Origin of the sequence: Kribbella speibonae, from assembly GCF_004331375.1 — a bacterium.
Taxonomy (GTDB): Bacteria; Actinomycetota; Actinomycetes; order Propionibacteriales; family Kribbellaceae; genus Kribbella; species Kribbella sindirgiensis.
This window is the reverse complement of sequence record NZ_SJKC01000001.1, coordinates 2645304-2670121: the sequence shown is the minus strand read 5'-3', so window position 1 is coordinate 2670121 and position 24818 is coordinate 2645304. Positions and strand designations below refer to the sequence as shown.

Sequence of the window (24818 nt, the reverse complement as noted above, 5' to 3'; positions counted from 1 at the left end):
CCGCTCGTGTACCCCCGAAGGGGCCTTACCGCTCGACTTGCATGTGTTAAGCACGCCGCCAGCGTTCGTCCTGAGCCAGGATCAAACTCTCCGTTGAAAAATATGACAAACCAGAAAACTGGTGAGTCGACACATCGAGTGATCCTTTGAATCAGAAACAAAACCATTACTGGCTTGTCATCCGTATTAATTTCAAAGGAATCCGACACAGACAACAAACAACCCCACCAAGAAACCCAGAAAGGTCCCTGGCGAGAAATCATCCGAAGCCCATGTACGGGGTTACTTCAATTTCGGCATTGACTTTCGGCACGCTGTTGAGTTCTCAAGAATCGGACGCACACCGCAGCTTGACCTTTCGGCCAGGCTCCCGGGGCAACCTGCGCTACTTTACCGGACCAGATCGACCGGGTCAAGTCCCAGTTTTTCTGACCTTCCACCCGCATCCAAGCTACCGCCCCGAGTCAGACAACCCGGTTCGGCTCAGCTAGCCTTGGGGGGTTCGGAGCGGCCGGCCGCTTTCGCGTCCTGCGCTTCGCTCCAACAAGAAGAACATTACGTGGCCCGCAGGTGGCCGGTCAAATCGGCTCCCGGTGGGCTGAATCACAGGCTTGTAATTTGCCTTCGGCAACCCGGTTGTGGGAGTGGAGCCCACCCCCACAACAGAGCACACCTGAGCCGTCAGCCCTGTGCCAGGGACGCCAGAACCCCTGCGAATGAACGCTTCCCACGGCGCAGCACCAGCACGCCACCCGGCAGCAGATCCTCCGCGGCCGGCACGTACTCCGCGTCCTTCACCTTCTCGTTGTTCAGGTACGCGCCACCTTCGGCGACCGTCCGCCGTGCGGCCGACTTACTCGCCACCAGGCCCGCCTTCACCAGCAGGTCGCCGTACGTCGGCATCGGTTCGCCGGTGCCCAGCTCGACGTGCGGTGCTTCGCGTAGTGCGGCCACGAGAGTGGAGCCGTCGAGCGACCCCAGCTCCCCCTGGCCGAAGAGAGCCTTGGAGGCCTCCTGCACCCGCCGAGTCTCCTCGGCCCCGTGAACCAAGGTCGTCACGTCCTCAGCCAGCACCCGTTGTGCTTCCCGAGCCTGTGGTCGCTCCGCGGTCGCCTGCTCGAGAGCAGCCATCTCCTCCGCCGTGCGGAACGTGTAGAACCGCACCAACTGCATCACGTCGCGGTCGTCGCTGTTGAACCAGAACTGGTAGAACGCGTACGGCGTCGTCAGCTCCCGGTCCAGCCACACCGTCCCGGACTCGGTCTTCCCGAACTTCGTCCCGTCAGCCTTGGTCACCAGTGGTGTCGCCAATGCGTGCGCCTTGCCGGCGTCGGTACGACGGATGAGCTCGACACCTGCCGTCAGGTTCCCCCACTGGTCGCTGCCGCCGGTCTGCAGCGTGCAGTTGTGCCGGCGGTACAGCTCGAGGAAGTCCAGCGACTGCAGCAGCACGTAGCTGAACTCGGTGTAGCTGATCCCCTGCTCCAGGCGCGCCTTCACCACTTCACGGCCGAGCATCCGGTTCACCGGGAAGTGCTTCCCGATGTCCCGCAGGAAGTCGAGCGTGTTGAGGTCCTTGGTCCAGTCGTAGTTGTTGACGATCCGGGCCGGGTTCGGCAGCGACTGGTCGAAGTCGACGAACTTCTCCACCTGGCCGCGTACCCGCTCGACCCACTCGTGGACGATGTCCTTCGGGTTCAGCACCCGCTCGGACGTCTCCTTGGGGTCGCCGATCAACCCGGTGGCGCCGCCAACGAGCCCGATCGGGTTGTGGCCGGCCAGCTGGAGCCGCCGTAGCGTCAGCAGCTGCAGCAGGTTCCCCATGTGCAGGCTGGGTGCGGTGGGGTCGAAGCCGACGTACGAGGTGATCGGTCCCGCCGCCATCGAGGCCCGGAGAGCGTCCGGATCGGTGGAGTGGGCGATCAGGCCACGGCTCTCCAGGTCGTCAAGCACCTGAGTGCGGCGTTCGGTCACTAGTTCTCTCCTCGAGTACGTCGGTCAGTACTAGTGTCCTGTACGGCGAGGTGGGGTGGCTCAGGTGGGTTCGGGGCGTGTGAGGACCGAGCGGAGCTGGGGGCGGAGTGCGTGGCCGTCCGGCCCTTGCACCGTGACAGCGGTCGGCCGGTGTGGGTCGTGGGCGCCAGGGTCCGGGTTGGGGACCGGGAGACCGTGGGACAGGACCTGCTCGGCCGGGGTGAGCTGGCGGATGCCGATGGCGAGCACGTGGTCCGGATGCGTCTGCGCGAAGTCGCCGTACAGCTGGGGGTCGTGCTGGCCGTCGTCACCGACCAGGACCCAGCGCACGTTCGGGAACTCGCGCGCCAGCCGGCGCAGGGCGGTCCGCTTGTGCTCCTGGCCGCTACGGAACCAGCCGGTGTTGGTCGGTCCCCAGTCCGTCATCAGCAGCGGCCCCGGTGGGTACCCGTGCCGTGCGAGGAAGCGTGCGAGCGTCGGTGCGGTGTTCCAGGCCCCAGTGGACAGGTAGAACATCGGTGCGCCCGGGTGGTCCGCCAGGAGCTCCTCGTACAGGCCGGCCATACCCGGGACGACGCGGCGGGCCTGCTCGTCGCGGACGAAGGTGTTCCAGGCCGCGATCAGCGGGCGCGGCAGCATCGTCAGGATCACCGTGTCGTCGATGTCGCTGACGAGACCGAACGTCGCCTCCGGATCCGGGACGAAGATCCGCGCCCGCGCCTGCCGGTCGCCGTGAACGCCCAGGACGATCTCGTGCCACCCGGGCGGCAGAACGACCGGCACGTTCAGGTCGACGAAGCCGCCGCGATCGGTCACGGTCTCGAACGTCTCCCCGCTGACCGTCACGGTGACGGGTACCTTCACAGCCGGCGCGGTCACGAACACGCGCCAGCCGCGCATCACCTGGTCCTCGTCGTACCGCGGCTGGTTGCGCGGGTCGCGTCCGAGCACGACGCGGGCCAGCACGCGGACGAACTCGGTATTGCCGTAACCGACCTGCGGGATGATCCGCTCCTGCCAGCCACGACGCCGAAGAACCGCCTGCACCCCGAGGTTGAACCAGTCCTCGAGACGGGACGAGTAGTGCGGACGGGCCATACCAGAAACCTACCCGCAGCACGGGCCGCTAGTCGCCCTCCCCTGCGGTCCGTGGGCTGCTTTCACGAACTGTCGGCGCCCTCTTCTACCGTCTTCCCATGACCGCTCTTGGAATGTGCTTCCCGCGTACCTACCCGGCCGCGCTCGTCACCGATGTGGCGCGGCGGCTCGACCGTGGCGGCGCGGACGAGTTGTGGATCATCGAGGACTGCTTCTTCACGGCCGGCCCGTCGCTGGTGTCGGCGGCGCTGACGTCGACGGAGCGGCTGACTGTCGGGCTCGGGATCGTGCCCGCCGTCGCTCGGACGGCCGCGGTGACCGCGATGGAGTTCGCGACGCTGGAGGCGCTCGGGCCGGGGCGGTTCCTGCCCGGGATCGGTCATGGCGTGCAGTCGTGGATGGGTCAGATGGGGGTCCGGCCGAAGTCGCCGCTGACGGCGCTCGAGGAAGTGACGACCAGCGTCACCCGGCTGCTGAGCGGCGAGGAGGTCAGCTTCGAGGGCAAGACGGTCTCCCTCGACAAGGTGAAGCTGGACGCGCCGCCGGCGGAGGTGCCGCCGATCCTGCTGGGTGTCCAGGGCCCGAAGTCGATGGCGCTCGCCGGGCGGGTCGCGGGCGGTGTCGTGCTGGCCGAGCCGGCGACCGCGCCGTACGTGCGGCAGTCGGTGGAGTACGCCGGATCGCCCGAGGGGTTCGTGGTGGCGGTGTTCGCGGCGATGTGCGTGCGGGAGGACCGCAGGACGGCGTACGAGTGGACCGCGCCGTGGCTGGGGTGGCGGATCGGTGAGCGGCCGCCGCAGCTGACCGCGTTGCCGTTCTTCGACGAGATGAAGAAGCTGTACGACGCCTCGGGCGAGGCCGGTCTGGTGGGGATGCCGAGCGACTGGTGGACCGCGATCGGGGCGTTCGGGACGCTCGACGACGCGGCGGCACACATCGCCGGACTGGAGGCGGCCGGGGTGCAGCACGTCGGTCTGTTCCCGGATCCGGAGGTGGAGCACGGGTTGCCGCAGCTCGACTACGTGCTCGAGCTGGCGAACCGCTAGGACCGGGAGGCGCGCTTCTTCGGGACGTGCGGGCGGTAGGGCGAGACGGTCGGGTCGTCGGGGATCCAGAAACGCCACGGGCGGTCGGCTGCTTCGCGCAGGCCGACGCGGGGGCCGGTGACGGGTTCGCCGGTGAAACCAGGGCCGTCGCTGAGCTCGATAGGTGAGTTCTTCGCCAGCAGGTCGGTGCCGTTGCCTTCCCGTCCGATGCCGAGGGCAACACACAGCCGAGCCGGCCCGCGCGCGAGATCGCGGTCCGGGTTGGTGGGCGGGCGCTTCACCACAGGCCCCGGGCGGACGCCGGGTGCCGCCTGGTTGAGGGCGACCTTCTGCGGCGCCGGTTGATTGCGGCGCAGCCGGGCCAGTTCGAGGCCTTCGATCACCTCGCCGGCACGCAGGAGAACCGCGGACGGCGTGCCTGCGGAGGCGACGACGACGTTCATGCAGAAGTGCATGCCGTAGGTGAAGTACACGTACAGGAAGCCGGGCGGGCCGAACATCACCGCGTTCCGGGGCGTTTGACCGCGGTACGCGTGCGAGCCCGGATCGTTCGGCCCGTCGTACGCCTCGACCTCGGTCAGCCGCACCGCGACGGTCCCCTCGGGAGTGGTCGACGTCAACACAGTCCCGAGCAACCGCGGCGCCACCTCCAGCACAGGACCAGCCAGAAGTGAGCGCCGCATGCGCAGCACCTTAGGCGAGGCGGGTGGCGTGTTCGGCGGCGCGGGTGCGGAGTTCGGCCAGTTGGGCTTCTACCTGCGGCTGCGCGGTGCCGCCGCGGGTGTTCCGCGAGGCCAGCGACCCTTCGACGGTCAGCACCGAGCGGACCTCCGGGGTCAGCTCCGGCGAGATGGCGGCGAGGTCCTCGTCCGACAGGTCCCAGAGTTCGATGCCGCGCTTTTCGCAGGCCTGGACGCAGGCGCCGGCCAGTTCGTGGGCCACCCGGAACGGCACCTTCTGGCGGACCAGCCATTCGGCGATGTCGGTGGCGAGCGAGAAGCCCTGCGGGGCGAGCTCTTCCAGGCGCGCGGAGTTGAAGCGCAGCGTGTGGATCATCCCGGTGAACGCGGGGAGCAGCACCTCGAGGGTGTCGATGGAGTCGAAGACCGGCTCCTTGTCCTCCTGCAGGTCCCGGTTGTACGCGAGCGGCTGCGCCTTCAGCGTCGCCAGCAGGCCGCTGAGGTTCCCGATCAGCCGCCCGGCCTTGCCGCGGGCGAGCTCGGCGATGTCCGGGTTCTTCTTCTGCGGCATGATGCTCGACCCGGTCGAGAACGCGTCGTCCAGCTCGACGAACCCGAACTCCTTGGTCGCCCAGAGGATCACCTCTTCGGCCTGCCGGGACAGGTCGACGCCGATCTGCGCGGTGACGAACGCGAACTCCGCGACGAAGTCCCGTGATGACGTCCCGTCGATCGAGTTCGCCGACGAGTTCGTGAAGCCGAGCTCGTGCGCGACGAAGACCGGGTCCAGCCCCAGCGAGCTCCCGGCCAGGGCGCCCGAGCCGTACGGCGAATCCGCGGCGACCCGCGCGTCCCAGTCGGCGAGCCGGTCGAGGTCCCGGATCAGCGGCCAGGCGTGCGCGAGAAGATGGTGGGACAGCAGGACCGGCTGCGCGTGCTGCAGATGCGTCCGCCCAGGCATTGCGACACCGAGATGCTGCGAGGCCTGCTCGGCCAGCACCTGAACCTGCTCCAACAGCAAGCGCCCGATGATCCGGCCGTGGTCGCGCAGGTAACTCTTGAAGAGGGTCGCGACCTGATCGTTCCGGGAGCGCCCCGCGCGCAACCGGCCGCCCAGCTCGGCACCGAGCCGCACCAGCAGCCCGTGCTCCAGTGCGGTGTGTACGTCCTCGTCCTCGGCAGCGGGCAGGAACTTCCCGGACAGTACGTCGTCCAGGAGCCCGTCGAGTCCCGCCAGCATCGCGGACAGGTCCTCGTCCGTCAGCAGCCCCGCCTGGTGCAACACCTTGGCATGCGCCTTCGACCCAGCAATGTCGTACGGCGCCAGCCGCCAGTCGAAGTCCGTGGACTTGCTCAGCGCCGCCAGTGCGTCGGCCGGACCGCCCGAGAAGCGGGCCCCCCAGAGAGCTGAGTCCCGGGCGGCGTTCTCTGCACTACTCACAACAAGGTCCTCTACTTCGGTTCGCGGGCGGCGAGGGACAGGAAACGGGCGGCCAGGGCCTCGCCGCCGGTGGGGTTGCGGGAGACGACCATGACGGTGTCGTCGCCGGCGATGGTGCCGAGGACGTCGTCCAGTCCCACGTGGTCGATCGCCGACGCGAAGTACTGGGCCGCCCCCGGCGGGGTTCGCAGGATCACCAGGTTGGCGCTGCCCTCCGCCGACACGAGCAGCTCGGACGCCACCCGGGCCAGCCGGGCCTCGAACGCGGCAGCCTCTCCGGCACGCGGCGTACGGTCACCGCCTTCACCTGGTACGGCGTACACGAGCTGGCCGGTGGAGTCACGGACCTTCACCGCACCGATCTCGACCAGGTCCCGTGACAGCGTCGCCTGCCCGACCACCAGCCCGGACGCGGCGAGCAGATCAGCCAGCTCGGTCTGCGACCGCACCGGCTGCCGCCCGAGCAGATCGACGATCCGCTGCTGCCGCGCGGTCTTGGTGGTCGGTACGGCGATACTCATCCGTCAAAGCTCCTTGCCAACAGCCACGACAGCAGCGCCTTCTGCGCGTGCAGCCGGTTCTCGGCCTCGTCCCAGACGACCGACTGCGGTCCGTCGATCACGGCCGCCTCGATCTCCTTGCCACGATAGGCGGGCAGGCAGTGCAGAACGATCGCATCCGGCTTCGCCTTGCCGAGCAGTTGCTCCGTCACGGCGTACGGCACGAACGGGGCCTCGCGGTCGCCTGCCTCGGACTCCTGCCCCATCGACACCCAGGTGTCGGTGGCAACGACATCGGCGCCGTCGGCCGCCGCGATCGCGTCCTCCGTCCAGGCGACCGATCCGCCGGTCTTCTCGGCGATGGCCGCGGCGCTCACCAGCACGTCCGGATCCGGCTGGTAGTCGGCCGGCGACCCGATCACGACGTGCATGCCGGCAGTCGCGCCGCCCAGCAGGTACGAGTGCGCCATGTTGTTGGCGCCGTCGCCCAGGTAGACCAGCTTCAGCCCGGCCGTCGATCCCTTGTGCTGCCGCACGGTCTGCAGGTCGGCGAGGATCTGGCACGGGTGGAACTCGTCGGTCAGCGCGTTCACGACCGGCACCGACGACGCGGCCGCCATCTCCTCGATCCGCGACTGGCCGAACGTCCGCCACACGATCGCCGCGACCTGCCGGTCCAGCACCCGCGCGGTGTCCGCGATCGGCTCACCCCGGCCGAGCTGCGAGGTCTGCGCGTCGATGATCAGCGGTACGCCGCCCAGTTCCGAGATCCCGACCGCGAACGAGATCCGCGTCCGAGTCGACGTCTTGTCGAAGATCACCGCCACGGTCTTCGGACCCTCGAGCGGCTTGTGCCCGTGCCGGTCCCCCGCCAGTTGCGCGGCGAGCGTCAGTACTTCGTCCTGCTCGACCGGCGACAGGTCGTCGTCCCGCAGAAAATGCCTGATGGTCACGGAACCTCCACCTGGTCGAGCAGCCCCGGAAGGGCCGCGACGAAACTGTCCGCATCAGCCTTGCTGAGGATGTACGGCGGTGCCAGCCGCAACGCGTCCGGAATCGGATTGTTCACCACGAACCCGGCCTCCAGCGCGAGCGCCGCGACCTGGTCCGACACCGGCTTGGTCAGCTGGATCGCGAGCAGCAGCCCGCGACCGCGGACGCCGGCGATCAGCGGGTGGTCGAGCGCGATGATCGACGACGCGAGGTGGTTGCCGACGGCATTCACCTGGGCGAGCAGGCCGTCCCGCTCGATCACGGTCAGCACCGCGAGCCCGGCGATCGCCGCGACCGGGTTGCCGCCGAACGTGGTCCCGTGGTTCCCCGGCTGCAGCAGGTCGGCGGCCGCGCCGAGGCCGATGCACGCGCCGATCGGGATCCCGGCCCCGAGCCCCTTCGCGACGGTCACCAGGTCGGGCGTGATCCGCTCGGCCTCGTACGCGAACCAGGTCCCGGTCCGGCCGATCCCGGTCTGGATCTCGTCCATCCACAGCAGCGCGCCGTGCTCCTGCGTGATCCGCCGCGCCGCCTGCAGGTAGCCGGCCGGCGGTACGACGACGCCGTTCTCGCCCTGGATCGACTCGAGCACCACGGCCGCGGTCCGGTCGTCGACCGCCGCGGCCAGCGCGTCCGCGTCGCCGTACGGGACGAACTCGACGTCGCCGGGCAGCGGCGCGAAGGCCTCCCGGTACGCCGGCTTCCAGGTGATCGCGAGCGCGCCCATCGACCGCCCGTGGAAGGCACCGACGGTGGAGACGATCTTGGTCCGGCCGGTGCGCCGGGTGATCTTGAACGCGGCCTCGTTCGCCTCGGTGCCGGAGTTCGTGAAGAACACCTTGCCGGGGACGTCGAAGAGGCCGAGCAGCTTCTCGGCCAGCGCGATCTGCGGCGCGGAGGCGAAGAAGTTCGAGACGTGGCCGAGGGTGGCGAGCTGCGACGTCACCGCGGACACCACGAACGGGTGCGCGTGCCCGAGGCAGTTCACCGCGAGCCCGCCGAGCAGGTCGAGGTACTTGTTGCCGTCGGCATCCCACAGGTACGCGCCCTCGCCGCGGACCAGTACCCGCTTCGGCGCCCCGAACGTGTTCATCAGCGCACCGGAGTACCGCTCGGTGAGCGCGGCCTGCGTGCCGTCGACTGTCAGCAGTTCACTCATGACGGGATCACCTGGGTTCCGACTCCGGCGTCTGTGAAGATTTCCAGCAGCAGCGAGTGCGGCACACGGCCGTCGATGACGGTCGCTCGGGAGACACCGGATTCGACGGCGCGCAGGCAGGCTTCCATCTTCGGCACCATGCCGGACGCGAGCGACGGCAGCAACTCCGCGAGCTCGTCCGTGTCGATCTGGGTGATGATGTCGTCGCTGTCCGGCCAGTTCCGGTACAGCCCGGCCACGTCGGTCAGTACGACGAGTTTCTCCGCACCGAGCGCCGAAGCCAGCGCCGCGGCCGCGGTGTCCGCGTTCACGTTGTGCGCGAGTCCGTCCTCGTCCGGCGCGATCGTCGACACCACCGGGATCCGGCCCGCGTCGATCAGGTCGACGACCGCTTCCGGCCGCACCTCGACGACGTCCCCGACCAGCCCGATATCGACCTGCTCGCCGTCGACCAGCGCCGTACGGCGTTCCGCGGTGAACAGGCCCGCGTCCTCACCGGACATCCCGACCGCGAACGGGCCGTGGGCGTTCAGCAACCCGACCAGCTCCCGGCCGACCTTGCCGACGAGCACCATGCCGACGACGTCCATCGCCTCGGGTGTCGTGACCCGGAGCCCGCCGCGGAACTCGCTGTCGATACCGAGCCGGCCGAGCATCTCGCTGATCTGCGGTCCGCCGCCGTGGACGACCACGACGCGCACCCCGGCGTACCGGAGGAAGACGATGTCTTCCGCAAACGCTCTCTTGAGTTTCTCGTCGACCATCGCGTTCCCGCCGTACTTCACGACGACGGTCTTCCCGTGGAACTGCTTCAGCCACGGCAGCGCTTCGGTCAGTACGGCGGCCTTCTCGACCGCTTCCGGGAAGATCATGATGAGTACGCCGAGTTCTCTTCGACGTACGCGTGCGAGAGGTCCGTGGTGAGGACGGTCGCGGACGCCGGCCCGGCGTGCAGGTCGATGAGTACGTCGATCTCCAGGCCGCTGAGGTCCGCCTCGGAGCGGTCGACGCCCTTGCCGCCGGCCACGCAGATCGCGGCGCCGTTCAGGGTGATGTCGAGCAGCGACGGGTCGAACGCCGTGGGCGCGTTGCCGACCGCCATCGCGATCCGGCCCCAGTTCGGGTCGGAGGCGAAGAACGCGGTCTTGCACAGATTGTCCTCGGCAACGATCTTGGCGGCGGCCAGCGCCTCCGCCTCGGTCGCGGCGCCCTGCACCGTGATGCTCACGTGCTTGGTGACGCCCTCGGCGTCGGCCTGCAACTGCTTCACCAGGTCAGCAGCCAGGGTCGTGAGGGCCGCCTCGAACGCCTCGGGCGTGACCGTGACGCCGGACGCACCCGAGCTGAGCAGCAGAACGGTGTCGTTGGTCGACGTACCGCCGTCGACGTCGAGCCGGTTGAACGTCTTGCCGACCGCGTTCCGCAGCGCATGGTCGAGATGCGGCTGATCGAGGACGGCGTCGGTCGTGATCACGCTCAGCATCGTCGCCATGTTCGGCGCGCACATCCCGGCGCCCTTCGCGAACCCGCCGATGCTCCAACCGTCCGGATGCGTCAACGCGGCCTGCTTCGGCACGTTGTCGGTCGTCATCACTGCGGTCGCCGCAGCCAGCCCGTGCTCGGGCCCGTCGCCCAACGCTTCCACCGCGGCAGAGATCCCGGGGAGCAGCTTGTCCATGGGCAGCCGTTCGCCGATCAGGCCGGTCGAGCAGACGCCGATCTGCGCCGCACCGACGCCTAGGACCTCGGCGAGCTTCTCCGCGGTCTTGTGTGTGTCCTGGAAGCCTTCGGGTCCAGTGCAGGCGTTCGCGCCACCGGAGTTCAGAACGACGGCCTTCAGCACACCCGCCGTCAGGACCTGCTGCGACCAGAGCACCGGCGCGGCCTTCACCTTGTTCGTGGTGAAGACGCCGGCGGCGATGTCGGCAGGGCCGTCGTTGACCACGACGGTGAGGTCCGGCGTACCGGCTGGTTTGATCCCGGCGATCACCCCGGCCGCGCGGAAGCCGGCCGGCGCGGTGACTCCGGCGCTCCGATCGACTTGAGTGTCCGGGGTGACGGCGACGGTCACGGGGCTACTCCTACGAGAGGCAGGGCCAGGGTCTCGTCGAGACCGGTGGCCAGGTTCATGCACTGCACGGCGGCGCCGGCGGTGCCCTTGGTGAGGTTGTCCATCGCGGCCACGACGACGACGCGGCCGGTGCGCTGGTCCAGGGCGAGCTGCAACTGCACGGTGTTCGCACCGAGGGTGGCCTGGGTCTGCGGCCACTGCCCCTCGGGCAGCAGGTGGATGAACGGCTCGTCGGCGTACGCGTCCTCGTAGGCCTTCCGGAGCGCGGCGTAGTCGGTGCCGTCGGCAACCGGTGCGCTGCAGGTGGCGAGGATCCCGCGCGCCATCGGCGCGAGCACCGGCGTGAACGACACGCTCACCGGCGCGCCGGCGTACGGCGTCAGGTTCTGCTCGATCTCCGGCGTATGGCGATGCACGCCGCCGACGCCGTACGCCGAGACGGATCCCATCACCTCGGCGCCGAGCAGATGCGCCTTCGGGGCCTTGCCCGCGCCCGACGTACCGCTGACGGCGACGACCACCAGCTGCGTGGGGTCGACGAGCCCGTTCTGTACGGCGGGGAGCAGGGCCAGAGTGGAGACGGTGGGGTAACACCCCGGTACGGCGACCCGGTTCGACCCGCGGAGCTTGTCGCGTTGCCCCGGGAGCTCCGGCAGACCGTAGGGCCACGAGCCGGCGTGCTCGCCGCCGTAGAACTCGACCCATGTCCCGGCCTCGGTGAGCCGGAAGTCCGCGCCGCAGTCGATCACGGTGACGTCATCTCCGAGCTGGTCGGCGATGACGGCGGACTGTCCATGGGGCAGGGCGAGGAACACGACGTCGTGACCGGCGAGATTCTCCGCCGTGGTCTCGACGAGAACGCGCCCGGCCAGCGGCACGAGGTGCGGGTGGTGCAGGCCGAGCGCCGTCCCGGCGTTGCCGCCGGCGGTCAGGGCGCCGATCTCCACCTCCGGGTGGCCACTCAGCAACCGGAGCAGCTCGCCCCCCGCATACCCACTGGCACCGGCCACCGCCACCGTCACACTCATGTGAATGAGTATGCCACGAGCCGCATGAATATCCAACCCTCGCCTCGCCCCTTCACTACCCATTCCCACCGAACGGAACCTCCTGTGACGCGGGTCATGTCACAGGACCTGGGCCGACGCGTGTCCAAGGGGTCGACGACGAACCTTGGAGGACGAGATGGCGCGCGTTGGGATGGAGCACCGGCGGACGTTGACGGTGCGGCTGGTGGAGTGGGGTAGCCGGCGGAAGTTCCGGAAGGTGCCGGATCCGGTGAAGGTGGCGCTGCACAACCGGCGGGTGCTGCTGTCGACGACATTGATGGAGACGACCGCGGAGCGGTGGAAGGCGCTGGATCCGGAGCTGAAGGCGCTGAGCGTGATGGTGGCGTCGGCGCGGATCGGGTGCAGCTGGTGCATGGACTTCGGATACTGGGAGTTCCATCACCAGGGGATTGACCCGGCGAAGCTGCACGATGTGCCAAGGTGGCGCGACAGCGACGTCTACACGGATCTGGAGCGCGCGGTGATGGACTACACCGAAGCGATGACGGCCACCCCGCCCGAGGTCACCGACGAGCAGGTCGAGCGGCTGCGGCAGGACCTGAGCGAGGAGCAGCTCGTCGAGCTGACCGCGATCGCGGCGCTGGAGAACTACCGCTCCCGGATCAACTCCGCCCTCGGACTCACCAGCCAGGGCTACAAGGAGTACTGCGAATTGAGGCCCGTCCAGTGACCGAAGAGCAATTGGCCCGCGAGTTCGCCGAGCACCGGTCCGTCCTGGTCGGGGCGGCGTACCGCGTGGTCGGCAGCGTGAGCGACGCCGAGGACGTGGTCCAGGAGGCGTGGTTGCGCTGGGCCGCCATCGACCACGACGACATCCGCGACCCGCGGGCGTACCTGATCCGCATCACCACGCGCCTGGCCCTGAACCGGTTGCGCGAGCAGAAGTCGCGGCGGGAGCAGTACGTCGGCCCGTGGCTGCCGGAACCGCTGTCGACCGACGCCGACCCGGCGGCCGCGGCCGAGCTCGCGGACTCGGTCAGCATGGCGATGCTCGTCGTCCTCGAGACCCTCTCGCCGCTCGAACGCGCCACGTTCGTCCTGCGCGAGGTGTTCGATCTGCCGTACGACGAGATCGCCGACACCCTCGGCCGGTCCGAGTCCGCCGTCCGGCAGCTCGCGCACCGGGCTCGCGGACATGTGCACGCGCGGCAGCCGCGGCATCGCGTCGACAAGGCGCGCCACGACGAGCTGACGATGCGGTTCATGCAGGCGGCCGGGTCGGGTGACTTCGACCAGGTGGTCGCGCTGCTCGCGCCGGACGCCGTACTGATCAGCGACGGCGGCGGGAAGAAGAGGGCCGCGCTCCGGCCGATCCACGGTGCGGAGAAGATCGCCCGCTGGCTGTTCGCGGTGATCGCGGAGAACCCCACGTTCGAGATCCGGATGGGGACGCTGAACGGCGAGGTCGCGTACATCGCGTACGACGGCGACGTGCCGGACACCGTCGCGTTCCTGGAGACCACCGACGGCCTGATCAGCGACCTGTACCTGATCCGGAACCCGGACAAGCTGGGGCAGGTCCCGCCGATCGAGCCGTAGACTATCTGCAACTCAGTCGCAGATGGAGGTGCGGTGAAATACCTGGTGACGGACCCCGAGGAGGCGCTCGGTCCGGGGTTGCGGGCGGATCTGCTGGACACCTGGGTCGCGGCCACGAACGCGGGCGGCGCCGTCGGGTACACCGCGCCGGCTCCGGTCGAGCAGATCGCGGAGAACCTCGACGGCGCCCTCGGCCGGGTCGCGGCCGGGCTGGACCTGCTCGGCGTGCTCCACAACGGCGAGCGGTACGTCGGGATGGGCATGCTGGTGAGCCGCGGGAGTCGGCTGCAGGAGCACTGGCGGACGGTGCTGCGGGTGATGGTCCACCCGGAGTGCCAGGGCACCGGCGCCGGCCGGATCCTGATGGAGGGTCTGCGCGGTTCCGCCGTCGACCTCGGCCTGGAGCAGCTGCAGCTCACCATCCGCGGCGGCCTCGGCCTGGAGAAGTTCTACGGCCCCCTCGGCTACCGCGTCGTCGGCGCCCACCCCCGCGCGGTCCGCGTGTCCCCCGACGACTACCGCGACGAAATCATGCTGGTCCTGGACCTCTAACCAACTTTGGGAACCCACCAACCATTTTCGGAGCGTGGAAATGGTTGGTGGGTTCTCAAAGTTGGATCACTTGCGGCCGCGGGCGATGACTACGAGGGTTGCGCCGAGGGCGGCCAGCAGGGTGCCGAGGGTGAGGACGATGGCGGGCGGGCCGCCGGTTGGCGGGAGTTCGGCGCGGTTGAGGGTGCGCGGGTTGTCGGTGGGCTCGGCGCCGACGGTGAACTTGACCGGTGCGGTGACTGTCTCGCCCGTTTCGTCGGTCCGCTCGTAGGTGACCTTCGCGGTTCCGGTGAAGGCGGCGACTGGCTTGAGCGTGACGGTGCCGTCCGTTCCGACCGACCAGGTGCCCGCCCCGGTCGTGACGCTTTTCGCGCAGGTGCCGGCCGGCGTCCGCAGACAGACCGAGCTCGGCTTGGTCGTGCCGCTGTCGTTGAGCAGCGGGTTCACCGCGACCGGGTTGCCCGGCGTTCCGGTCGCGGCGTCGGGTGCCGCCTTCGCGAGCAATGGTCCCGCGACGGTGACGTCGAGGAGCGCGGTGTCCGACGTACCGTTCGCGTCGGTGACCCGGTAGGCCAGCGCCCGCGTCGTACCGACGAAGTCCTTCGCCGGCGTGAACCTGACCGAGGTACCGACCACGAACGTGCCTTCGCCAGGCACGGTCACCGACTTCTTCTCGACCCCGTCCGCCGGATCCCGCAGTACGACGGAATTCGGGCGGAGCGGCGCCGACGGGTCCCCGGCCTTGTCGTTGGCCAGCACGTTCACGTCGACCGCGGTACCGAACGCCGTCTCCGCGCTGTCGTCGGTGACCACCGGCCGCACCGGCACGACCGTCACGGTGATGGTGGCGCGGGCCGAGTTCTGGTTGCTGTCTTTCACGTCGTACGCCGCCGGTCGCGCGGTCCCCGTGAATGTCGCCTCCGGGGTGAACGTGACCTTGCCGCCGCTGACGACGTACACGCCCTGCCCAGCGATCGCGATCTTGTCGACCAGTGCCCCGCCCGGCCCGACCAGCAGCACCGACGCCGGGTCGAGGGTCGCGCCCGGCCCGGGCTTGTCGTTGGCGAGCGGATCGATCGTCACCGCGACGTGCTGCTTGGTCCGCGCCTCGTCCGGTACGGCGACCGGCCGCGCCTGCACCGTGATCGTCAACGCGCCGGACCCGATCGTGCCGTTGCGATCGGCAACCTGGTATCCGACCGGGACGACCGCCCCCGCGAACCCGTCCACCGGCGCGAACCGGATCGCACCGGACGGCTGCACCGTGAACGTCCCCTCCCCCGGAACGGCCAGCACCGACACCGGATCGCCGTTCACCGGATCGATCAGATGTACGCCGCCCAGCGGCGCACTCGCATCACCCGGTTTGTCGTTCGCCAGCACGGCGACCGTGACCGCAGTCCCGTACGGCGTGCTCGCCACGTCGTCCTTGATCACCGGAACAACAGCCGCGACCGTGACCGTGACCGACGCACTCGCCTTGTTCCCGGTCGTGTCGCCGACCCGGTACGCGATCGACACGACACCGCGGTACGCCGGCTCCGGGTCGAATGTGATCTTCCCGGCCTTCACGAGGAACACGCCCTGCCCCGGGATCACCGCACGCTGCCCCCAGGTCCCGCTGTACAACTGGAGCGACGCCGGATCGAGCTGCGCGCCTGTCCCCGGCTCGTCGTTCGCCAGCGGGTCGACGGTGACCGTCACGTTCTGCTTGGTGCCGACCGGATCCGCGACCGCCTTCGGTCCCTCGCCGACCGTCAGCAGCAGGAGGCCCTCCGCGGTCGTCCCGTTCGCGTCGGCAATCCGGTACGTCGTCGGCGTCGTGACCCCGTGGAACCCCTTGGCCGGCGTGAACTTCACCGCGCCGTACGCATCGACCGCGAAGACACCTTCACCGGCACGCGTCACCGTCTTGCCGTAGTGACCGGCCGCGTCCTTCAGCACCACGCTCGCCGGCTTCAGCGGCGCCGACGCGTCACCGGGCTTGTCGTTGGCCGGCACGTTCACCGTGATCGCCTGCCCGTACGGCGTGATCGCCGAGTCGTTGACCGCGACCGGGGTGACCGGTACCACGGTCATGCTCAACGTCGAGGTCGCGACGTTGCCGTCCGAGTCCGCGACCCGGTAGCCGACCGGCGTCGCCTTGCCCCGGAACGCGGGCAGCGGGTCGAACTCGATCGAACCGGTCGGCAGCACCGTGTACGTGCCCTGCTTCGGAACCGTCACCTTCTTGGCAGACCCGTCGAGCCCGACTGAGCCTCGCACCAGAGCTGCGTCGGTGCCCGGCCGGTCGTTCGACAGCACGTTCACCGTCACGGTCACGTTCTGCAGCGTCGAGGCGTTGTCGGCGATCGCGACCGGCGGCTGGCCGACGGTGACGGTCAGCCGAGCGCGGGTCTTCGTTCCGTTGGAGTCGGCGACCTGGTACGTCAACGGCGTACCAGGGCCGCGGAACGTCGCCGCCGGGTCGGCGCGCACCGCTCCCCCGGCCGCCGTGTAGACGCCCTCGTTCAGGATCCGTACCGATGCCTTCAGCACCCCGTCGGCTGGGTCGACGAGCAGCAGACTGCCCGGCACCAGCGGCGCGGTCGTGTCCCCCGGCTTGTCGTTCGCGAGCACCTTCACCGTGACGCTCTTGCCGTACGGCGTCCGCGCGGCGTCGTCGGCCGCGACCGGAGTGATCGGTGTGATCGTGACCGTGATGGTCGACCGCGCCGTCTGGCCGAACAGGTCGGCGATCCGGTACGTCACCTTGGTCGCCGTACCGGTGAAGCCCGGCAGCGGATCGACGGTGACCGTGCCGTCCGGGCTGACCTGGTAGTCGGCCTGCCCTGGGAGCTTCACGAGCTTCTTCAGCGAACCATCGGCCGGATCCACCAGCATGAGACTGCGCGGATCGAGTGTGGTCCCGAGGCCCGCCTTGTCGTTGGCGAGCGGCCTGACCCGCAGCGGGAGGTTCTGCTTGCCGGTCGCGGTGTCGGGCGTCGCGGTCGGCGCGGGCGGTTTGGCGACCGTGACGGTCAGCGTTGCCGTGGTCGTCGTACCGTTCACGTCCGAGACGCGGTACGTGACCGGCGTCGCGGCGCCGGTGAACTTGGGCAGCGGATCGACGTCGACCTTCCCGTCCGCCTTCGTCGTGTATGTCGCCTGCCCCGGGATCACGAGGGTAGCGGTCGGCAGCTTCGTGGTCGGGTCGATCAACCGCACAGTGCTCGGAACCAGCGGCACCGACGGGTCGCCGGCCGTGTCGTTCGCCAGCACCGGCACGGTCACGTTCGTGTCGTACGCCGTCCCCGCGGTGTCGTCGGACGCATCGGGCTGGACCTTGGTCACCCGCGCGGTCAGCGTCGACTTGCCGATCGCATTGTTGCTGTCGGCAACCTGGTAGCCGACCGCGGTCGCGGTGCCGCTGAATGTCGGCAGCGGCTCGAACAACACCGTCCCGTCCGACTTCACCGAGTACTTGCCCTGCCCCGCGACGACCAGCGACAGCACAGGCTGCGTCGAGGTCAGCAGGCGCACGCTGCCGGGCTTCAGCACAGCGCCCGTCGGGCCCGGCTTGTCGTTGGCGAGGACCGCGACCACCACGGAGCGGCCCTGCAACGTGGCGATGGTGTCCGGGTTCGCGACCGGCGGACCGGGTGCGGCGACGGACACGGTCAGCTCGGCGCGCGCCGCCGTACCGTTCTTGTCGAGCACCTGATACGTCACCGGCGTACCGACTCCGGTGAAGCCGTGCAGCGGCTGGATGGTCACCTTGCCGGCGTCGACCAGGTACGTGCCTTGCCGGGCGATCGTCAGCCTGTCGACGAGCTTCTTGCTGACCGGGTCGACCAGGCGCAACGTCGCGGGGACCAGCGGCGCGTCCGGGGAGCCCGGCAGGTCGTTGTCGAGCACAGGTACGACGAGGTCGGTGTCGAACGCGGTCGAGACGGAGTCACCGTTCGCAGTCGGAGTCACCGGCGTGACCGTGACGGCGAGCGTGGACTCGGCGGTCTGATGGGTGGTGTCGGTGACGCGGTAGCCGATCGAGGTACCGACGCCGGTGAACTGCGGCATCGGGACGAAGTCCACGCCGCCGTCGGGCTTCACGACGTACGCACCCTCGCCCGCGATCACGATCCTCTTCTTGAACGCGGCATCGGCCGGATCACGCAGTACGACGGAACCGGGCACGAGCTGCACGCCCGCGGCAGCACGGTCGTTGGCGAGCGGTTTGACGGCCACGCTGACGTTCTGCGGCGTGGTCGCCGCGTCGGGGGTCGCCACCGGACGGTCGGGGAGGGAGACCGTGACGGTCAGCTTGGCGGTCGCCGTCGTACCGTTGCTGTCGGCAACGCGATAGCCAACCGGCTTGGCCGGACCGACGAAGCCGGGCACCGGCTCGACGCGGACCGTGCCGTCGGGTTTGGCGACGTACTTGGCCTGGCCGACGACGTTCACCATCTGCACACACTTGGCGCCGTCGACGAGGCAGAGGGTCGCAGGTGCGAGCGGAGCGGCCGGGTCACCGGGCTTGTCGTTGGCGAGCACCTTGGCGACTAGCGCCGTGTTGAACCCGGTCGTCGCGGCGTCGTCGGCCAGGACCGGCGGTGGCGGCGGCGTGATCGCGAACGGGTAGTCCTCGACCTCGCCGGCATCGGTCGCGCCGGTCGGCTTCTCGACCTGCGCACCGGCGTACCCGACCCGCACCCGCGCGTACGACGATCCCGCCTTCGGGGCGAGTTCTGACCACCGCAGCGTGACCGCCTTCTGCTGGGCGGCGAACGGGGCGCAGGCCCGTTCGCCCGAGTCGAAGGTCCCGCTGGCGTTGACGTCGATCCATGCACAGGCCCGCCCGGCCTTCGACGTACCGGCCACTTGCAGGTCGGCCGTGTACGACGTCTGGTTGGTGCGGAGCGGTGTGAACACGACACCGTCATCGGCCTGGTCCGGAGTGGCCGGGCCGGTCGTACCGTTCGCGACCGCGGCGTTGTCCTCGGTGACGTCCTTGCCGAGCTGTACGTCGCTCAGCACCGACCACGCCGCGCCGTACGACGCCGGCGCGTCGCCGAAGTCCTCGGGGGTGGACGCGACGACCGAGAACGCGTCGCCGGACGACCCGTTGTTCAACGCGGGCAGCTTCGGGTGCTTGGTGAACACCGCCGATACGTCGAAGCTGACCTTGGTGACGACGCCGTTCACGCGGACCGATCCGCAGGCGGCCGTCGCCGAGGTGTCGAGGCCGGACGGGGACTTGGTGTTCACGCAGTTCGGGCCGGTGTCGTGGTTCGCGGCGGTGATCGTGTCGCTGGTGACCGCGAGATTGTTGCCCTGTCCGAGCTTGGTCAGGCTGAGGCCGGCGGTGGTGAGCTTGAGGATCGAGTGGAGTTCGGACTGCGCGGTCGTCCGGCCGTTCACGGTCCGGGTGACGGATCCGCCGAGGCCGCCGAGATGCAGGACCGGGTTGCGGACGGGCTGGGAGAACGCGATCGTCACCGTGCCGCGGTCGCCGCAGCCGCCGGTGGACGCGCAGTCGCCGGTGTTCACCACGACGTCCTGCGCCGGAGCGTCCTTGCCGATCGCGGGCTGGTAGGTGGTCGGCCCGGCCGTGCGGAAGCCGGCCGTGGACGGGTCGCCGAGCTCGGTCAGCCCGCTCGCGGTGATCGTCTGCCGCAGCCCGGACCCGGGCATCACGGTGGTCGCGCTGTCCGTGAAAGGTGCCGTTGGCACCTGGTAAGCGGTCGCGGTGACGCTGGTGCTTATGGTGTTGGCCAGGCTCAACAGGCCGGTGGCAAGAAGAATGGCCCCCGGTCGGGTTGCCCGCATGTGTCCCGCCCTCCCGAGCAATTCAGGTGCATTGCTGCGGCCGCGTGGCGGGCGGGCCTGCGTAGACGTTAACGGCCCACGCGGACCCAATGTTACGGGAAAATCACTCTCCGAGTTCGTAGATCCGGACCTTGCCGACGCTGTGTCGCAGTACGGCCATCTGGTCGAGCCCCGGCCACACGGGTCCGTTGCGCGCGTCGGCGTACAGCCAGCGGACGCCGTACTCGTCGCGCAGCCTTCGCAGCACCTCCGGGCTCGGTGCCATGAGGGCCTGGTTGGTGAGAGTGACCCGGTCCGGCCACGGTGACGGCTGCTCGGTGTAGCGCCGGCCGCCGTCGCCTTGTTTGGCCATCGCCTGAGTCGTGTACGCCCAGCCCTCGAGCAGCGTGCGGCGGCCGGCGATCCCGCTGACGAGGTACCCACGGGCGTCGCATCCCGGGAGGGGCGACCCCGCCGGACGGCACCAGGTGTTCGTCGCCACCACATCGGTCGGCGCGGAGTGCTTCCCGAGCCAGAGCGCGGCCTCGGCCTCGTCCGGGTACACCCACCACCGCGCGGCCCGGTACGTCGGCGCCTTCTCGGTGTCGCCGCGGATCGCGCTCTGCAGGAACGAGCTGATCGGCGCGGTCGAGAGCAGCACCAGTACGACGAACATGCCGCCACCGGCTTGTCGCAACGTCAGCCGCCACACGAGCAAGAGGAACAGCGTGATGCCGAGGACGACGAGCAACATCCGGGTGCTCAGCCACAGCTGCCGACCGGTCGAGGCCGCAGGCACACCACGAGCCCAGACGATCAGACCGGCGTACCCGATCGACAGGACGAAGGCAGCGACGGCGATGGGGACCGGGCGACCAGAGGCGCGCGCACTGGTCGCTGCGAACCAGCCGGCGCCGGCCAGGCTGAACGGTGCCGCGGTGTAGACGAAGTACGACTCGCTGACCGACGGGTGATCGACCAGCAGGTAGCCCGCCCATCCCGCGATCATCGCCCCGAGCAGGAACCACGCGACCGGGTCCTTCCGGCCCACGACGCCGAACCCTGCCCAGGACATCGCCTGCAGAGTCAGCAGCAGTCCGAGCAGCAGACTGAGCGTTCCGATCACCTCGCCGTGCGCCAGCGCCGGCAGGATCAGTCCGCCGTCACCCGGCTGCGTCTTGTCGCCAGTCGCCGCGGTGTACACGGGCAGCGACTTCAGTACGGCGAGGAACTGCAGGCGCGACCCACTGGTGCTTCCAGCCACCGTCAGGAAAGTCACGGCGCCCGCAGCTAGCAGTACGGCCGTCGTACCGATCAGCCGCCATGGGAGACGTCGGGTTGTCACCAGTAGGTACAGCGCGGCGAGGCCAACACCTGCTATCAGCAACGGGAGCACGGTCGGTTTGGAGCCGCCTCCGACTACAGCGACCGGCACGATGAGCAGCCAGAGCCACTGGCTGCCGTCCTTGAACAGCAGGTCGATGAGGAGGACCGCTGTGGTGACGGCGGCGACCAGGCCGAAGGTTTGGGATGGGCTGAGGAGGCTGACGGGTGGTGCGAGGTTGACGCTCGTGTCGACCAGCAGGAACAGTTGCGGCGCAGCAAGCGCGAGTGCAGCGAGTACGCCGGTCCACCAGGTGCGGCTGACAACGCGGGCCAGTGTCGCGCAGACGAGCAGCGAAACGACCAGCCACGGCACGACCCAGAGCCGGAACAGTACGACCATCGGCGTGAGCCGCGTGACGTCGACGGCCGCGGCCATGTCGGCGTTCGCGAACCAGTGGTACTCGAGCCGCTCGTTGACGACCTGCGGGATCTCGGGCGGCACAGTGCGGGTCAGCTCCTGCACCATCGACAGGTGGTACAGGAGGTCGGGGTAGTACGCCTCGCCGTACGGCGGCATCGGGTGGTACGCCATCACGCCGAAGGTGGCTGCGCCGACCATGACCGCCGCGGACACTGCCAGCCCGACCGTCCACGCGAACGGCAGCGGTCTGGGCTCGGCGATCCGGAAGTACTGCCGCCCGACGAGAGCGAAGCCGATCAGGACGAGCGCCGGCCACACAAGCAGCCAGCGCTGCCAGCCGAGCGCTGTGAAGATCGCCCAGCCGATCAGCTGCCACGTCGCACCGACCACCGACCCGAGACCCAGGTCCTCAGCCCAGTTGCCGGTGCTGCGCCACGCGGCCCGCAGCAGCAACGTGCCGGGCAGCGCGATCGCTCCGGCGAAGTAGACGGCGTACTTGACGAGCGGACCGGCCCCGACGTCGCCGAGCGCTACGAACCCACCGACCGCCACCAGGATCGGCAGCAGCCACGGGACAGCTCGCTTCATCTCTTGGAAGGCGTGCTTTCGTGGACGGGCTCCTGGTGCCCGTGGTCCGTCAGGCTGTCGTAGCCGACGAGGAACTGCGGTCTGCGCTGGCTCGACTGGAACAAGCGCGCGACGTACTCACCCAGCAGACCGAGGCACAACAGCTGGATCGCGCCGATCACACTGACCGCGAGAACCGTCGACGTCCAGCCGGGGATGCTACGCCCGGTCAGCTTGATGACCAGCGCGCCGACCACGAACAGGCCGGACATCCCGCCACCGAGCAGCCCCAGCCAGGTCGCCAGCCGCAGCGGGGCCGCCGAGAACGCGGTCACGCTGTCGAACGCGAGCCGGACCATCTTGGAGACGCTGTACTTCGTCGTACCGGCGGCCCGCTCCGCCCGCACGTACTTGACCTCGGCGCTCGGGAACCCGAGCCATGGGATCACGAGACGGAACACCCGGCCGTCGTCGGGCAGCGCGTTCACCGCGTCCACCACCCGCCGGGTCACCAGCCGGAAGTCGGCCGCGTCGAACGGAATGTCCTTACCGACCAGGCGGCACATCAACCGGTAGTACAGCCGCGCCGACGTGCGTTTCGCCCAGGAGTCGCTCGAGCGGTCGGAGCGTACGCCGTACACGACGTCGACGTCCTGCTCGTGGACAGCCTGCAGGAACTCGGCGATGACCTCCGGCGGATCCTGGAGATCGGCGTCGATCGTGACGACGTACTGACCGCGGGCACGGCGGAAACCGGCCGACTGGGCGGCCTGGTGACCGCTGTTGCGGAGCAGGCGGACGACCCGGAGCTGCGGCCAGTCCTTGGCGGCGTCGAGCAGCAGCGCCGCGGTCCGGTCCCGGCTGCCGTCGTCGACGACCAGCAGCTCGTAGGTGATCCCCAGGCCGTCGAGCAGCGGGTGCATCCGCTCGAAGAAGATCGGCAGCACCTCCTCCTCGTCGTACATCGGTACGACGACGGAGAGCTCGGGGTGGGTGTCCCGCATCTGCTGCCTTTCGGATCCTGGTGGGCTGACCTTACTAGCGTGGTCAGGGAGAGATGGCCACGGCACCGGTTCGGCGCGGGTCGCCGACGGCGAGCAGGCCGTCGGCCGGATCCCAGAACGCGGCCGCGACGCCGCCGAAGTACATCGAGTGCGGCGGCATCGGGCGGGTCGGCAACGCCGTCGAACCGGACACCGGCAGGTCGTCCTCGTAGTCGACGACCACATCCTCGCGGACGCGGACGTGCAGCCGCGGGTGCTCGACGGCCTCGCGGAGCCGCAGACCGCCGTGGGTGTAGAGCGCGTACACCTGGGCGAGCGCGGTCGGAATCCGGTCGGATCCGGGCGAGCTGATCGCGAGCACGGCGCCGTCGCTCTCGCGGCGGGCCACGCTCGGGGCCATGTTCGACGTGAGCCGGGTGCCGGGCGCGAGGCTGTGCGGGCCGCCGTGCAGCAACTCCTGCTCGCCGAGGGCGTTGTTCAGCCAGATCCCGGTGCCGGGTGTGAGGACACCGGAGCCGTAGCCGGAGGAGACCGTGATCGCGCACGCATCGCCCTCGTCGTCGACAACCGACACGGTCGCCGTGCTCGGAGAGGTCAATGCCCGGAGGTCTCCGGCCGCGGCGAGGTCGAGCAGCTTCTGGCCTTCCAGTTTGCGCACGTCCTCCTGGTCGAGCTCGGCGAGCCGCTGCCCGAGTACGGCGTACTGCACGTCGATCAGCCGCTCCAGCTCGGACTGCCGCCAGCTGCCGTCGGCCGGTACGCCGTCGAGCAGCGCGAGCATCGCGGCGACAGCCACTCCCCCGACCGCGGGCGGCGGGTTGGTCGCGAGCCGCCAGCCGTTCTGGTTGACGATGAGCGCCGGGCGTACGACGGCCTCGTACGCGGCAAGGTCCGCGGCCGTGAGGATGCCTTCGTTCGCGGCCATGTCGTGGATCAGGAGCTGGGCGAGCTCGCCCGTATACATCGTCTCGGCGCCGTCGCGGGCGATCAGTTCGAGCGCCTCGGCGAGCTCCGGGATCACGATCGTGCTGCCGGCCTTGATCACTGCGCCGTCGTCGTCGTGCACCACCGAATGGCTCGGCTGGTGCCAGCCGAAGATGATCTCGTGGGTGTACCCGAGGTAGTAGCCCGACGTCCGGCTCAGCGGGAAGCCGTTGCGGGCGACATCGATCGCCGGCTGTACGACCTCGCGCCACGGCGCCTTGCCCGAGCGGCGATGGGCTAGGTCGAGAGCCTTCATCCCGCCGGGGGTGGCGACGGAGCCGTGGCCGACGGTGGTCGTCGTACCGCCGCCGTAGTCGGTGGTGATGTCCCAGACACCACGCCCGAACCGGTCCGTCGGCAGGCCGCGGCCGGGCATCTCCACCCACCCGTCGATGGTGACCGCCTCACCACCGGCCACCTGCAACGTGACAAACCCGCCCGAGGCCGGCGACACCACCCCGATCTCGTTCACCATCGTGACGAGCGTGGCGGCGATCGCGGCATCCACCGCGTTCCCACCCTCAGCAGCCACCCGCACCCCGGCCTCAGCAGCAGCCGCATTAGGCGCCGCGACGGCCACCCGCGGGTGACTGCCGTTCATGATCG

The 24818-nt window shown here is 69.5% G+C and carries 18 protein-coding genes and 1 rRNA gene; 4 read left to right on the top strand and 15 right to left on the bottom strand.

Annotated elements, in window-relative coordinates:
• From E0H92_RS13420 to E0H92_RS13410, 3 genes are all read right to left on the bottom strand, one after another.
• Window positions 1-97, bottom strand: a 16S ribosomal RNA gene (locus E0H92_RS13420); the annotation flags it as partial.
• Between the two features lie 584 nt (window positions 98-681).
• Window positions 682-1974: a tyrosine--tRNA ligase gene (tyrS, locus tag E0H92_RS13415; RefSeq protein WP_131467487.1), complete on the bottom strand. Its 1293-nt coding sequence runs from the start codon at window positions 1972-1974 to the stop codon at window positions 682-684.
• A 60-nt stretch (window positions 1975-2034) separates the two neighbouring features.
• Window positions 2035-3072 carry an App1 family protein gene (locus E0H92_RS13410; RefSeq protein WP_131467488.1) on the bottom strand — a complete coding sequence of 346 codons (1038 nt, stop codon included), beginning with the start codon at window positions 3070-3072 and terminating at the stop codon, window positions 2035-2037.
• A 98-nt stretch (window positions 3073-3170) separates the two neighbouring features.
• Between E0H92_RS13410 and E0H92_RS13405 the strand changes: the two genes are divergently transcribed.
• Window positions 3171-4118 carry an LLM class flavin-dependent oxidoreductase gene (locus E0H92_RS13405; protein WP_238153430.1) on the top strand — a complete coding sequence of 316 codons (948 nt, stop codon included), beginning with the start codon at window positions 3171-3173 and terminating at the stop codon, window positions 4116-4118.
• Here E0H92_RS13405 and E0H92_RS13400 read toward each other — a convergent pair.
• Genes E0H92_RS13400 through argC form a run of 8 tightly spaced genes read right to left on the bottom strand, consistent with a single transcriptional unit; the run spans window position 4115 to window position 11990 of the window.
• Window positions 4115-4801, bottom strand: a complete 687-nt coding sequence (locus tag E0H92_RS13400) for a DNA-3-methyladenine glycosylase (RefSeq protein ID WP_131496390.1) — start codon at window positions 4799-4801, stop codon at window positions 4115-4117. The two genes, E0H92_RS13405 and E0H92_RS13400, sit on opposite strands and share 4 nt — an antisense overlap.
• A gap of 10 nt (window positions 4802-4811) precedes the next feature.
• Window positions 4812-6239 (bottom strand): argininosuccinate lyase, encoded by a 1428-nt coding sequence (argH, locus tag E0H92_RS13395; protein ID WP_131496389.1) that lies wholly within the window; start codon window positions 6237-6239, stop codon window positions 4812-4814.
• 11 nt (window positions 6240-6250) lie between these two features.
• Window positions 6251-6760: an arginine repressor gene (locus E0H92_RS13390; protein WP_131496388.1), complete on the bottom strand. Its 510-nt coding sequence runs from the start codon at window positions 6758-6760 to the stop codon at window positions 6251-6253.
• Window positions 6757-7686 carry an ornithine carbamoyltransferase gene (gene argF / locus E0H92_RS13385; RefSeq protein ID WP_202873640.1) on the bottom strand — a complete coding sequence of 310 codons (930 nt, stop codon included), beginning with the start codon at window positions 7684-7686 and terminating at the stop codon, window positions 6757-6759. The genes E0H92_RS13390 and argF overlap by 4 nt, the downstream gene beginning before the upstream one ends.
• 2 nt (window positions 7687-7688) lie before the next feature.
• Window positions 7689-8891, bottom strand: coding sequence for an acetylornithine transaminase (locus tag E0H92_RS13380; RefSeq protein ID WP_131496386.1), 1203 nt, complete (start codon window positions 8889-8891; stop codon window positions 7689-7691).
• Window positions 8888-9763 (bottom strand): acetylglutamate kinase, encoded by an 876-nt coding sequence (argB, locus tag E0H92_RS13375; RefSeq protein ID WP_131496385.1) that lies wholly within the window; start codon window positions 9761-9763, stop codon window positions 8888-8890. Before argB ends, E0H92_RS13380 begins: the two co-directional genes overlap by 4 nt.
• Complete coding sequence (argJ, locus tag E0H92_RS13370) at window positions 9760-10962, bottom strand: bifunctional glutamate N-acetyltransferase/amino-acid acetyltransferase ArgJ (RefSeq protein ID WP_131467494.1); 1203 nt, start codon at window positions 10960-10962, stop codon at window positions 9760-9762. Before argJ ends, argB begins: the two co-directional genes overlap by 4 nt.
• Window positions 10959-11990 carry an N-acetyl-gamma-glutamyl-phosphate reductase gene (argC, locus tag E0H92_RS13365; protein WP_131467495.1) on the bottom strand — a complete coding sequence of 344 codons (1032 nt, stop codon included), beginning with the start codon at window positions 11988-11990 and terminating at the stop codon, window positions 10959-10961. Before argC ends, argJ begins: the two co-directional genes overlap by 4 nt.
• 157 nt (window positions 11991-12147) lie before the next feature.
• Here argC and E0H92_RS13360 point away from each other — a divergent pair, with 157 nt between their 5' ends.
• Genes E0H92_RS13360 through E0H92_RS13350 form a run of 3 tightly spaced genes read left to right on the top strand, consistent with a single transcriptional unit; the run spans window position 12148 to window position 14123 of the window.
• Window positions 12148-12702, top strand: a complete 555-nt coding sequence (locus tag E0H92_RS13360; protein WP_131296266.1) for a carboxymuconolactone decarboxylase family protein — start codon at window positions 12148-12150, stop codon at window positions 12700-12702.
• Window positions 12699-13571 carry an RNA polymerase sigma-70 factor gene (locus E0H92_RS13355; protein ID WP_131496384.1) on the top strand — a complete coding sequence of 291 codons (873 nt, stop codon included), beginning with the start codon at window positions 12699-12701 and terminating at the stop codon, window positions 13569-13571. The genes E0H92_RS13360 and E0H92_RS13355 overlap by 4 nt, the downstream gene beginning before the upstream one ends.
• Window positions 13572-13604: 33 nt before the next feature.
• Complete coding sequence (locus E0H92_RS13350) at window positions 13605-14123, top strand: GNAT family N-acetyltransferase (RefSeq protein ID WP_131467499.1); 519 nt, start codon at window positions 13605-13607, stop codon at window positions 14121-14123.
• Window positions 14124-14189: 66 nt separating this feature from the next.
• Here the strand turns inward: E0H92_RS13350 and E0H92_RS13345 are convergent, their stop codons facing one another.
• From E0H92_RS13345 to E0H92_RS13330, 4 genes are all read right to left on the bottom strand, one after another.
• Entirely contained in the window at window positions 14190-19835 is a 5646-nt protein-coding gene (locus E0H92_RS13345; RefSeq protein ID WP_238173397.1) for an Ig-like domain-containing protein, read from the bottom strand.
• A gap of 199 nt (window positions 19836-20034) precedes the next feature.
• Complete coding sequence (locus E0H92_RS13340; protein WP_131467501.1) at window positions 20035-22245, bottom strand: hypothetical protein; 2211 nt, start codon at window positions 22243-22245, stop codon at window positions 20035-20037.
• Window positions 22242-23228, bottom strand: coding sequence for a glycosyltransferase family 2 protein (locus E0H92_RS13335; RefSeq protein WP_131467502.1), 987 nt, complete (start codon window positions 23226-23228; stop codon window positions 22242-22244). The genes E0H92_RS13340 and E0H92_RS13335 overlap by 4 nt, the downstream gene beginning before the upstream one ends.
• A 43-nt stretch (window positions 23229-23271) precedes the next feature.
• Complete coding sequence (locus E0H92_RS13330) at window positions 23272-24813, bottom strand: gamma-glutamyltransferase (RefSeq protein ID WP_131467503.1); 1542 nt, start codon at window positions 24811-24813, stop codon at window positions 23272-23274.
• Window positions 24814-24818: the final 5 nt, after the last annotated feature.